Origin of the sequence: Pseudomonas sp. HMWF006 (assembly GCF_003061205.1) — a bacterium.
GTDB lineage: Bacteria > Pseudomonadota > Gammaproteobacteria > Pseudomonadales > Pseudomonadaceae > Aquipseudomonas > Aquipseudomonas monsensis.
The window spans coordinates 1-11,337 of the sequence record NZ_QAIU01000663.1 but is presented as its reverse complement, the minus strand read 5'-3'; the positions used below and the strand labels follow the sequence as shown (position 1 = coordinate 11,337).

The 11,337-nt window shown below is 61.9% G+C and carries 9 protein-coding genes and 1 pseudogene; 3 read left to right on the top strand and 7 right to left on the bottom strand.

The genetic code is table 11. The features are described 5' to 3' along the window. The coding region (locus DBR24_RS30800; RefSeq protein ID WP_256592043.1) for an AAA family ATPase at positions 1-813 on the bottom strand (813 nt) is incomplete at its 3' end. A gap of 259 nt (positions 814-1,072) precedes the next feature. Here DBR24_RS30800 and DBR24_RS30795 point away from each other — a divergent pair. From DBR24_RS30795 to DBR24_RS30785, 3 genes are read left to right on the top strand one after another with little or no spacing between them, the layout of a single operon-like run. After that, on the top strand, positions 1,073-2,176 hold the full coding sequence (locus DBR24_RS30795; RefSeq protein WP_128616563.1) for an efflux RND transporter periplasmic adaptor subunit: 1,104 nt from the start codon (positions 1,073-1,075) through the stop codon (positions 2,174-2,176). Further along, a complete protein-coding gene (locus DBR24_RS30790; RefSeq protein ID WP_128616562.1) occupies positions 2,173-3,237 on the top strand; it encodes an efflux RND transporter periplasmic adaptor subunit in 1,065 nt (354 codons plus the stop codon). The genes DBR24_RS30795 and DBR24_RS30790 overlap by 4 nt, the downstream gene beginning before the upstream one ends. After that, positions 3,234-6,281 (top strand): efflux RND transporter permease subunit, encoded by a 3,048-nt coding sequence (locus DBR24_RS30785; protein WP_128616561.1) that lies wholly within the window; start codon positions 3,234-3,236, stop codon positions 6,279-6,281. Before DBR24_RS30790 ends, DBR24_RS30785 begins: the two co-directional genes overlap by 4 nt. 71 nt (positions 6,282-6,352) lie before the next feature. On the opposite strand, the gene DBR24_RS30780 is transcribed toward DBR24_RS30785, so the two are convergent. The 6 genes and pseudogenes from DBR24_RS30780 to DBR24_RS30755 all read right to left on the bottom strand — a co-directional run. Continuing rightward, positions 6,353-6,979 carry a bifunctional 2-polyprenyl-6-hydroxyphenol methylase/3-demethylubiquinol 3-O-methyltransferase UbiG gene (locus DBR24_RS30780; protein ID WP_128616560.1) on the bottom strand — a complete coding sequence of 209 codons (627 nt, stop codon included), beginning with the start codon at positions 6,977-6,979 and terminating at the stop codon, positions 6,353-6,355. Between the two features lie 168 nt (positions 6,980-7,147). Continuing rightward, positions 7,148-7,792 carry a methionine ABC transporter permease gene (locus DBR24_RS30775; protein WP_034151854.1) on the bottom strand — a complete coding sequence of 215 codons (645 nt, stop codon included), beginning with the start codon at positions 7,790-7,792 and terminating at the stop codon, positions 7,148-7,150. After that, a complete protein-coding gene (locus DBR24_RS30770; protein ID WP_123470510.1) occupies positions 7,782-8,903 on the bottom strand; it encodes a methionine ABC transporter ATP-binding protein in 1,122 nt (373 codons plus the stop codon). The genes DBR24_RS30775 and DBR24_RS30770 overlap by 11 nt, the downstream gene beginning before the upstream one ends. Positions 8,904-8,905: 2 nt before the next feature. After that, positions 8,906-9,715, bottom strand: coding sequence for a MetQ/NlpA family ABC transporter substrate-binding protein (locus tag DBR24_RS30765; RefSeq protein WP_128616559.1), 810 nt, complete (start codon positions 9,713-9,715; stop codon positions 8,906-8,908). A gap of 118 nt (positions 9,716-9,833) precedes the next feature. Further along, positions 9,834-11,186, bottom strand: a complete 1,353-nt coding sequence (locus DBR24_RS30760; protein WP_128616558.1) for an LLM class flavin-dependent oxidoreductase — start codon at positions 11,184-11,186, stop codon at positions 9,834-9,836. Next, positions 11,186-11,337, bottom strand: a pseudogene (locus tag DBR24_RS30755) (SfnB family sulfur acquisition oxidoreductase); the annotation flags it as partial. The pseudogene DBR24_RS30755 and the gene DBR24_RS30760, both read right to left, overlap by 1 nt.

Below are 11,337 nucleotides of genomic sequence, written 5' to 3'. Positions count from 1 at the left end.
AAACTCGATGGCAAAACGTCCACCGCCGACGGGGGTAACATTCAGGCGGGCGCCGGGGAACGCATCGCTGATTGCTGCGTGCAATGCTTCCGGATCGCCGATTTCGATGATGGTCTGCAAGGCTGCCGCCAGGTCACGGCCATCGTGATGCAGCACTGGCGTGCGGGTGCCCAGTTGCGGTTGGCGCACCGGGGCGTCGGCATCGCTGCGAAAGTGATCGTAGAAGCGCCAGCGGCGGATGAACTCGCGCATCTGGAACACTTCTGGCGAGCTACGCAGGCTGCCGACCTGATCGAACAGGCTGTCGAAGTTCGGCGTGTGCTGCGCCAGCACGTCCCAGCCTCGACCCTCGCGAGCGCGGATCATCGGACCATTGCGGTCCACCAGCAGACTGGCGGGGCGATACAGTGGCCCGGCCCAGATGCATTCGCGCTTGATCTCTGGGTCGAGGGAAAAGAACGAGCGGGTCGGGGCGGGCAGACCCAAGGCGATCGAATAACTGAACTCCTCCCCGGCAAATCCCATGCGCAGGCGCATCGGCGACTGGCGCACGCTGCCCTCGATCGCCACATCGCCGTTGTGCATGCGCCGGGTGAGGGTTTCCGGTCCGGCCCAGAACGTCGACTCCAGCCCGCCTTCACGCGCCAGCGCATTGACTACGCCGCCCTGAGCGGTCTCCGCCAGCAGGCGCAGCGCGCGGTACAGGTTGGACTTGCCACTGCCGTTGGGGCCGGTGATCAGGTTCAGCCGGCCCAGCGGAATCACCAATTTATTGATCGAGCGGTAATTGGCCACCGCCAGGGTTTTGAGCATGGGCGTTTCCTTTGCCGGAACCGTTAGTGTGCCGTGCCTGCAGCCCTGTGGCGAGGTAGCTTGAGCCCGCCGGGCTGCGAAGCTGCCCCATCTCCCGATTCGAGCGGGTTTGCGACTGTTGTGCAGTCGAGCGGGAGCAAGCCATCTCGCCGCAAAAATCATTTTGAAAATGCGTTGTTCCCGCGAGCGAACGTTGAACCCTGTTCTAAGCTCACAGTCGTATCGTCACTTGCACGTTCGTACACAGGAAGGAGTCTGCATGGCGAGTCCCGGATTGAAAACAGTTGTCGTGCTGAGCCTGCTTACGTTGCTGACCGCTTGCGGCAAAAAAGAAGCCCCGGCGCAGTACCTGCCGCGGGTATTTGTACAAGAAGTGAAACCCGCTGACTACGCGCCAGCCGTGACCCTCACCGGCGACGTTCAGGCCCGGGTGCAGACCGAGCTGTCGTTCCGGGTCGGCGGCAAGATCATCCAGCGCATGGTGGATGTGGGCGACCGGGTCAGCGCCAAACAGGTGTTGGCCAAACTCGATCCCAAGGACCTGCAGACCAACGTCGATTCCGCACAAGCCCAGGTCATCGCCGAGCAGGCGCGGGTCAAGCAGAGCGCGGCGGCGTTCGTGCGCCAGCAAAAACTTCTGCCCAAGGGTTACACCAGCCAGAGCGAATACGATTCCGCCCAGGCGGCGTTGCGCAGCAGCCAGAGCGCATTGAGCGCGGCCCAGGCGCAATTGGCCAACGCCAAAGATCAGTTGAGTTATACCGCGCTGATCGCCGATGCACCGGGAGTGATCACCGAACGTCAGGCTGAAGTCGGGCAAGTGGTGCAGGCCACCGCGCCGATTTTCTCGCTGGCCCGCGATGGCGCCCGCGATGCGGTATTCAATGTCTACGAATCGCTGCTGGCCGAGCGCCCGGCGGACCGTTCGATTGTTGTCAGCCTGCTCGACAACCCCGCGATCAAGACCACCGGCACGGTGCGTGAAATCACCCCGGCGGTGTCGGCGCAGTCCGGCACGGTGCAAGTCAAAGTCACCCTCGACAGCCTGCCACAGGGCATGCAACTGGGCTCGGTGGTCAGCGCCACCGCCAAGGGCAGCGGCAAGTCGGCGGTGGAATTGCCGTGGTCGGCGCTGACCAAAAACATCAGCGATCCGGCGGTGTGGATGGTCGACGAAAAAGGTGAGGCGCAGTTGCACAGCGTGACGGTTGGCCGCTACCTGATCGGCAAGGTTGTCATCAGCGATGGCCTCAAGGGTGGGGAAAAAGTCATTGTCGCCGGTGGCCAGTTGTTGCATCCGGGGATGAAGGTCGAGATTGCCGAAAACACCTACAAAAGTCTGCAGCCGGGAGCACAGCCATGAAGCGACTGGGGCTGTTATCCATCGGCGTATTGCTGGCCGCCTGTTCGAAACACGAGCCGCCACCGGAGCCGGTGCGGCCGGTGCTGTCGATCAAGGTGCAGGCGCTGAACGAGGAAACCCTCGGCCGTTTCGCCGGCAGCATTCAGGCGCGTTACGAGAGCAACACTGGCTTTCGCGTGGGCGGACGTATCGCCAGCCGTAACGTCGATGTCGGTGCCGAGGTGCAAAAGGGCACGCTGCTCGCCACTCTCGACCCGTCCGATCAGCAGAACCAGTTGCGTTCGGCCCAGGGCGACCTGGCCAAGGTCCAGGCACAACTGATCAACGCCCAGGCCAACGCCCGCCGGCAGCAGGCGCTGTTTGATCGCGGCGTGGGCGCGCAGGCGCAGCTGGACATTGCCACCACCGACCTGAAAACCACCCAGGCCTCACTGGATCAGGCGCGCGCGGCGGTCAATCAAAGCAAGGATCAGCTCGGCTACACCGAACTGCGTTCAGACCACAAAGCGGTGGTCACCGCGTGGAACGCCGAGGCCGGGCAGGTGGTGACGGCGGGGCAGCAAGTGGTGACCCTGGCGCAACCGGATATCAAGGAAGCGGTGATCGACCTGCCGGACACCCTGGTCGATGAGATCCCTTCCGATGTGGTGTTTCTGGTGGCCGGGCAACTCGACCCGAGCATCAACACCACGGCGACCCTGCGCGAGATCGAGCCGCAGGCACAAAGCGCCACCCGCACCCGTCGCGCACGGCTGACCCTGGCCGACACCCCGGACGGTTTCCGTCTCGGCACGGCGATCAGCGTGACCCTCAGTTCGGCGATCAAACCACGTATCGAATTGCCCGCCACCGCGTTGCAGGAAGTCGATGGCAAATCCCGTATCTGGGTCATCGACACCCAAAGCAAAACCGTCAGCCCGCGCGACGTCAGCGTGATCAGCCGCACCGACGGCAGCGTGGTGCTCGCGGGCGGCGTGAAGAACGGTGAGCGCGTGGTCAGCGCCGGCGTCAACAGTCTCAAACCCGGACAATCCGTGAAACTTGACGAGGACAGTCAATGAAAGGCTCTTTCAACCTCTCCGAATGGGCCCTCAAGCATCAGTCTTTCGTCTGGTATCTGATGTTCGTCGCGTTGTTGATGGGGGTGTTCTCGTACTTCAATCTGGGGCGCGAGGAAGACCCGTCGTTCACCATCAAGACCATGGTGATCCAGACCAAATGGCCGGGTGCGACCCAGGAGGAAACCCTCAAGCAGGTCACCGACCGCATCGAGAAAAAACTCGAAGAACTCGACTCCCTCGACTACGTGAAAAGCTACACGCGCCCCGGCGAATCGACGGTGTACGTGTACTTGCGCGACACCACCAGCGCCAAGGACATCCCGGAAATCTGGTACCAGGTGCGCAAGAAAATAGATGACATTCGCGGGCAGTTTCCCAAGGGCATTCAAGGGCCGGGGTTCAACGACGAATTCGGTGATGTGTACGGTTCGGTGTATGCCTTCACCGCCGACGGCCTGACCATGCGCCAGTTACGCGACTACGTGGAACAGGCGCGAGCCGAGATCCGCAATGTGCCGGGGCTGGGCAAGATCGAAATGATCGGCCAGCAGGACGAAGTGATTTACCTGAATTTCTCCACCCGCAAACTCGCAGCGTTAGGCATCGATCAGCGTCAGGTGGTGCAGAGCCTGCAATCGCAGAACGCCGTGACCCCGGCCGGTGTCATCGAGGCCGGGCCGGAGCGCATATCCGTGCGCACCTCGGGGCAGTTCGCTTCGGAGAAAGATCTGGCCGAGGTCAATCTCAAGCTCAACGACCGTTTCTATCGCCTGGCCGACATCGCCGACATCAGCCGGGGTTACGTCGATCCGGCCACGCCTGAATTTCGCTTTGACGGCAAACCGGCGATCGGTCTGGCGATTGCCATGCAGAAGGGCGGCAACGTTCAGGCGTTCGGCAAGGCCCTGCACCAGCGCATCGACGAGCTGACGGCCGATCTGCCGGTCGGCGTCGGCGTGCACACCGTGTCCGATCAGGCGGTGGTGGTGGAAGAGGCCGTCGGTGGCTTCACCAGCGCGCTGTTCGAGGCGGTGATCATCGTACTGGTGGTGAGCTTCATCAGCCTCGGCGTGCGCGCCGGGCTGGTGGTGGCGTGCTCGATCCCGCTGGTGCTGGCGATGGTGTTTGTGTTCATGGAATACAGCGGCATCACCATGCAACGGATTTCCCTCGGCGCGTTGATCATTGCCCTCGGCCTGTTGGTGGACGATGCGATGATCACGGTGGAAATGATGGTCACGCGCCTGGAAATGGGCGAAAGCAAGGAGCAGGCGGCCACGTTCGCCTACACCTCCACGGCGTTTCCGATGCTCACCGGTACGCTGGTGACGGTGGCCGGTTTCGTGCCCATCGGCCTCAACGCCAGTTCTGCGGGTGAGTACACCTTCACCCTGTTCGCCGTGATTGCCGTGGCGATGATCGTGTCGTGGGTGGTGGCGGTGTTCTTTGCCCCGGTGATCGGCGTGCACATTCTCAGCACCAATGTGAAACCCCATGAAGCCGAGCCGGGTCGCGTCGGTCGGGCCTTCAATGGCGGTTTGCTGTGGTGCATGCGCAATCGCTGGTGGGCGATCGGCATCACCGTGCTGCTGTTTGTGCTGGCCGTGTTCTGCATGCGCTTCGTGCAGAACCAGTTTTTCCCGTCCTCGGATCGCCCGGAAATTCTGGTCGATCTGAACTTGCCGCAAAACGCCTCCATCGACGAAACCCGCAAGGCCGTCGACAAACTCGAAGCCACGCTCAAGGGCGACCCGGACATCGTGCGCTGGAGCACCTACATCGGTCAGGGTGCAATCCGTTTCTACCTGCCGCTCGACCAGCAATTGCAGAACCCGTACTACGCGCAACTGGTCATCGTCAGCAAAGACTTCGAGGCCCGCGAAGCGCTGAGTCAGCGCCTGCGCGAACGCCTGCACAAGGATTTCGTCGGCATCGGCAGTTACGTGCAGGCGCTGGAAATGGGCCCGCCGGTGGGGCGGCCGATCCAGTACCGGATCAGCGGCAAGGACATTGATCAGGTGCGCAGGCACGCCATCGACCTGGCCACCGAACTGGACAAGAACCCGCACATCGGCGAGATCATTTACGACTGGAACGAGCCGGGCAAAGTCCTGCGCATCGACATCGCCCAAGACAAGGCACGCCAGCTCGGGCTGTCGTCCGAAGACGTGGCGAACCTGATGAACAGCATTGTCAGTGGCGCGCCGCTGACCCAGGTCAACGACGATATTTACTTGATCAACGTGGTCGGCCGTGCGGTGAGCTCGGAACGCGGCACGCCGGAAACCCTGCAGAATTTGCAGATCGTCACACCGAACGGCACGTCGATTCCGCTACTCGCGTTCGCCACCGTGCGTTATGAGCTGGAACAGCCGCTGGTATGGCGCCGCGACCGCTTGCCGACCATCACCATCAAGGCATCGGTGCGCGACGAGATCCAGCCGACCGACCTGGTGAAACTTCTCAAGCCGTCGATTGATGCCTTCGCGGAAAAACTGCCGGTCGGTTACAAAGTCGCCACCGGCGGTACGGTCGAGGAGAGCGGCAAGGCTCAGGGGCCGATTGCCAAGGTGCTGCCATTGATGCTGTTCCTGATGGCGACCTTCCTGATGATCCAGTTGCACAGCGTGCAGAAGATGTTCCTGGTGGCGAGTGTCGCGCCGCTGGGGCTGATCGGCGTGGTGCTGGCGCTGGTGCCGACGGGCACGCCGATGGGTTTCGTGGCGATCCTGGGGATTCTGGCGCTGATCGGCATCATCATCCGTAACTCGGTGATCCTGGTAACGCAGATCGACGAGTTCGAGCGAAACGGCTCTGCGCCGTGGGATGCGGTGGTGGAAGCGACCGAGCACCGGCGCCGGCCGATACTGCTGACTGCAGCGGCGGCGAGCATGGGAATGATCCCGATTGCCCGGGAAGTGTTCTGGGGGCCGATGGCGTACGCGATGATCGGCGGGATTGTGGTGGCGACGCTGCTGACGCTGCTGTTCCTGCCGGCGCTGTATGTGGCCTGGTACAAGATCCGCGAACCGAAGAAGGATTGAGTCAACAGCGGCCCTCACCCTGACCCTCTCCCAAAGGGAGAGGGTCAGGGTGAGGGGGGGCCTGACTCAACTCAAGCCTTACGCCAAACGCTTGCTAACCAAGGCTGCTGCTCACGCGGTAATCCCGCCGGGCGGTAGTAATGCTCAAGCTCGACAAACCCCGCCGCCGTCAGCAACCCTTGCCACGCCTCAAGATCGTGATACGAGCCATACCGCGGCCCGTTCCAGCCCTCCTGGTTGTCCCCGCGCGGATTGGAGCTGAACAACACGCCACCCGGTTTCAACGCGCCGTGCAATTGCTTCAATACCCGTGGCAACTCCTGCAACGGCACATGAAAAAGCACCGCATTGGCAAAGATCCCGTCGAAGCGTTCAGCCGGTAGATCGAGCTTCAGAAAATCCTGCTGCAACACTTCACAGCCACTGTCCTCGCGGGCCATTCGCGCAAACTCTTGCGAACCATCCAGCCCGACGGCGATGTGACCCATGCGCGTGAACGTCTGCAAATCCCGTCCCGGGCCACAGCCAAAGTCCAGAACCGTGAACGGCGCCGTGCCTTGAATATGCCGCAGCAACGCATTGATGTTCTGGCTGACGTCGTGATCGCGGGTGCCTTCGCGGAAGTCTTCGGCCACCGAGTTGTAATGGCCGAGGGTGGTGGCGGTGATCTGTTCGAGATCGCTGGGGGTCTGCTTCATGGTCGGGATACGCGGGCAGTTGGGATTCGCCGAATATACGCCATGAAGCGGGGCGGCTGCGCAGCCCATCGCGAGCAGGCTTACTCCTGCATTTGAATTGCATTCCCCTGTAGGCGTGAGCCTGCTCGCGATAGCGTTTGTGAAGTCGCTGCATGAGCCCGGCCAGACTCAGCGCTTGTTCAACCCCCGCGCCAAGCGGTCTCCACCCAACTGAATCACCGCCACCAATGCCACCAGCAACACAATCACCGTCAACATGATCTGGCTGTCAAAGCGCTGATAGCCGTAGCGATAGGCGATGTCCCCCAAGCCGCCGGCACCAATCGCCCCGGCCATGGCTGACGAGTTGATCATCGTTACCAGGGTAATGGTGAAACCGCCGACAATCCCCGGCAGCGCTTCGGGCAACAGCACATGCCAGACAATGTGCCAGCGCCGGCATCCCATCGCCTGCGCCGCTTCGATCAAACCATGATCGACCTCGCGCAGACTCACCTCGGCAATCCGCGCAAAGAACGGCGTCGCGGCAATGGTCAGCGGCACCACGGCCGCCCACACACCGTAGGTAGTGCCGACGATCAGCCGGGTGAATGGAATCAGTGCGACCATCAGAATCAGAAACGGAATCGAGCGAAACAGGTTCACAAACGCCCCGAGTGCGCGATTCAACACCGGTGCTTCGTAAATCCCGCCCTTATCGCTGGTGACCAGAATCACCGCCATGGGAATCCCCACCAGCAGCGCGATCAGCGACGACACGCCGACCATCAGGAAGGTGTCGATAAAACCCTGCAGCAAGCGATCAAACCACATAACCCAGCACCTCCACCCGTTGTGCCCATTGCCCGGCACGTTCGCGCAATTGCTCGGCGCTCGCCGCGGAACTGCTGACGGCCAGCAGCAATTGCCCCAGCGCATGGCCCTGAATCCGCTCCACGCCGCCCTGCAACAACTTCACCCGACCACCGAGCGCGGCGAACAACGCCGCCAGATCCGGCTCGTCGCGGGCAGCGCCGGTCAATTGCAGGCGCAGCACCACTGCCGCGTCGCCAGAGGGTGGCGAGGCATGCAGACGGCTTTGCAGTTCTTCCGGCAAGGCGTGTTGCAGCGGCGCGAGCAAGGTCTGGCTGACCTCGTGCTGCGGATTGCCGAACACTTCCCAGACCGGGCCTTGTTCGACGACGCGCCCGTGCTCCAGCACCACCACGCGGTCGCAGATTTCGCGGATCACTGCCATTTCGTGGGTGATCAATACGATGGTCAGGCCCAGGCGCTGGTTGATCTCGCGCAGCAGGCCGAGGATCGACTGGGTGGTCTCCGGATCGAGCGCGGAAGTGGCTTCGTCGCAGAGCAGAATATCCGGGTCATGCACCAACGCCCGGGCGATGCCGACACGCTGTTTCTGTCCGCCGGACAGCTGCGCCGGGTAGCTTTTGTGCTTAGCTTGCAGGCCGACCAGTTCAAGCAATTCGCGGACTTTCTGCTCGCGCTGTGCTTTTGGCACGCCAGCGACTTTCAGCGGCAGTTCGACGTTCTGCCAGACGGTCTTGGCCGACATCAGGTTGAAGTGCTGGAAGATCATGCCGATGCGTCGGCGCAGGTTGACCAGGCGATCCTCATCGAACTCGCCGATATCGACCTGGTCGATCAGTACCCGCCCCGACGTCGGCTGCTCCAGACGATTGATCGTGCGGATCAACGATGACTTGCCGGCGCCGCTGCGGCCGATGATGCCAAACACTTCACCGCGCTGAATCGCCAGATCAATGCCCTGCAGCGCAGCGACCGGGCCTTGCCGGCCGTCGTAGGTTTTACCCAGGCCGATGAAGCGTACGTGGGCGCGGTTCAGCTCGGGGTGCAGTTCGGTTCTTTCAGCATGTTTGGGCTCTGGAGTTTCCAGTCGCCGTTGGATCGCGGCCGTCATGCTCAGCTTTCCCAACCGGCCTGGTGCAACTTGCCGTGAGCCTTATCCAGCGCGGCGCGCACGGCCGGCGAGTGCTGGTAGATATCGACGAACTTGATCAGGCGCGGATCATCTTTGCTCTTCGGCTGGATCACGAACTGGATCACGTATTCCTTGTGGTCGAGGCCGTCGAACAGCAGCGCGGAACCGGCATCGAAGGTCTTCGCCAGACGGATGTAGGCAGGGTAGCCCTGGACCAGATCGGCGTCGTCATAGGCACGCACCAGTTGCACGGCTTCGACCTGGAGGATTTTGATTTTCTTCGGGTTGGCGACGATGTCGTCTTCGGTGGCCTTGTAGCCGACGCCCGGTTTCAGGCTGATCAACCCAGCCTTGGCCAACAGCTGCAGGCCGCGACCGCTGTTGATCGGATCGTTGGCGATAGCGACGCTGGCGCCCTCGGGCAACTCGTCGAAGCTTTTGTATTTCTTCGAGTAGAGGCCAACGTTATTGATGATCCCCGGGGCGAACGGCACCAGGTCAAAACCGGAAGCGGCCTTGGCGTTTTCGAGGAACGGGATGTGCTGGAAGTAGTTCACGTCGATGTCGCCGGCGGCGAGGCTGACGTTCGGCGCGATCCAGTCGGTGAACTCCACCAGCTCGACTTTCAGGCCTTGCCTGGAAGCCTCTTCGACGGCGGCTTCCAGCGGGATGGCGAAGGCGGCGGTGGTGCCGATTTTCAGTGGAGCGTCGGCAGCGAACACCGCCGAACTGAACAGGCCGAAGGCCAGGGCCAGTGCTTTGACTGGGTGGGTCAGGCGTTTCTTGGTCATGATGGTTTTCCAGTCAGTGCATTGATTATGTGGTGTTGGGTCGGGCCTCTTCGCGAGCAAGCTCGCTCCCACAGGGAAATGCATTCCAAATGTGGGAGCGAGCTTGCTCGCGAAGCTTTTAATGCCGGTACGCAGCAGCGGTGTGTTGCTCGGGGAGTTGCGCCTCGCCGTGAAACAACTTCTCGCGCAGGCTGCCGCTGTCATACGCAGTCTTGTACGACCCGCGCCGTTGCAACTCCGGAATCACCAGCTCGATGAAATCGACATAGCTTTCCGGGGTGACGATGCGGGTCAGGTTGAAGCCGTCGAGGCCGGTTTCGGCGATCCACGACTCCAGTTCATCCGCCACCTGCTCGGGCGAGCCGACCACGGTGATGTAGCGGCCACCGAGGGCGTGCTGGTCGAGCAATTTGCGCCGGGTCCAGTCGTTGTTCTGCAGGTTCTTGGTCGCGGACTGGATGGCGTTGCTTTTCACGTATTGGATCGGTTCGTCGATTTCGTACTGGGAAAAGTCGATGCCGGTGGACGCTGAAAAGTGCGCCACGCCAGCCTCGGCACTGGCATAACTCAGGTACTCGGCGTGCTTGGCCCAAGCGGCTTCTTCGGTGGCGCCGACAATCACGTTGAGGCCCATGAACACCTTGATGTCCTCGGGATTGCGCCCGGCCTCGACCGCGCTGGCGCGAACCTTGTCGACTTGCACCTTGGTCGACGGCTTGTTCTGGCCGCTGATGAACACGCACTCGGCGTGACGCCCGGCGAACAGCAAGCCGCGATCGGAACTTCCAGCCTGGAACAGCACCGGTGTGCGCTGCGGCGATGGCTCGCAGAGGTGATAACCCTCGACCTGATAGAACTCGCCCTTGTGCTCGACCTTGTGCACTTTTTCCGGGTTGGCGTAGATCCGCTGCGCACGGTCATTGAGCACCGCGCCGTTTTCCCAACTGCCTTCCCAGAGTTTGTAGAGCACCTCCAGGTACTCGTCGGCCTGGTCGTAGCGCCGGTCATGCTCGACCTGCTCGCGCAGGCCCATGGCCTTGGCGGCGCTGTCGAGGTAACCGGTGACGATGTTCCAACCCACGCGACCACGGCTCAAATGATCGAGCGTCGACATGCGCCGGGCGAACAGGTACGGCGGTTCGTAGGTGAGGTTGGCGGTCAGGCCGAAACCGAGGTTTTTGGTGACAGCAGCCATGGCCGAGACCAGCAGCAGCGGATCGTTGACCGGTAGCTGGATCGACTCTTTGAGCGTGACGTCCACCGAGTTCTGATAGACGTCGTACACCCCGACGATGTCGGCGATGAACAACCCGTCGAACAGCCCGCGTTCCAGCAACTGCGCCAGTTCGGTCCAGTATTCAATGCTGTTGAACCGGGTCGAGGTGTCGCGCGGATGCGTCCACAAACCGTGGTTGATGTGGCCGATGCAGTTCATGTTGAACGCGTTGAGCAGGATCTTTTTCTTGCTCATCAGATAGTGCCCCGCAGCGGCGGCTTTTCATCGTTGAGGTAGTAATTACCCACTGCGTGATACTTCCAGCGCACCGGGTCGTGCAGGGTGTGCACCCGAGCGTTGCGCCAGTGGCGGTCGAGGCCGTGCTCGATCAGGGTGGCCTGACTGC

Bases quoted from the DNA above. Each gene is read 5' to 3' on its own strand.
- DBR24_RS30795 (WP_128616563.1), top strand. From the start codon at position 1,073: ATGGCGAGTCCCGGATTGAAAACAGTTGTCGTGCTGAGCCTGCTTACG.
- DBR24_RS30790 (WP_128616562.1), top strand. From the start codon at position 2,173: ATGAAGCGACTGGGGCTGTTATCCATCGGCGTATTGCTGGCCGCCTGT.
- DBR24_RS30785 (WP_128616561.1), top strand. From the start codon at position 3,234: ATGAAAGGCTCTTTCAACCTCTCCGAATGGGCCCTCAAGCATCAGTCT.
- DBR24_RS30780 (WP_128616560.1), bottom strand. From the start codon at position 6,979: ATGAAGCAGACCCCCAGCGATCTCGAACAGATCACCGCCACCACCCTC.
- DBR24_RS30775 (WP_034151854.1), bottom strand. From the start codon at position 7,792: ATGTGGTTTGATCGCTTGCTGCAGGGTTTTATCGACACCTTCCTGATG.
- DBR24_RS30770 (WP_123470510.1), bottom strand. From the start codon at position 8,903: ATGACGGCCGCGATCCAACGGCGACTGGAAACTCCAGAGCCCAAACAT.
- DBR24_RS30765 (WP_128616559.1), bottom strand. From the start codon at position 9,715: ATGACCAAGAAACGCCTGACCCACCCAGTCAAAGCACTGGCCCTGGCC.
- DBR24_RS30760 (WP_128616558.1), bottom strand. From the start codon at position 11,186: ATGAGCAAGAAAAAGATCCTGCTCAACGCGTTCAACATGAACTGCATC.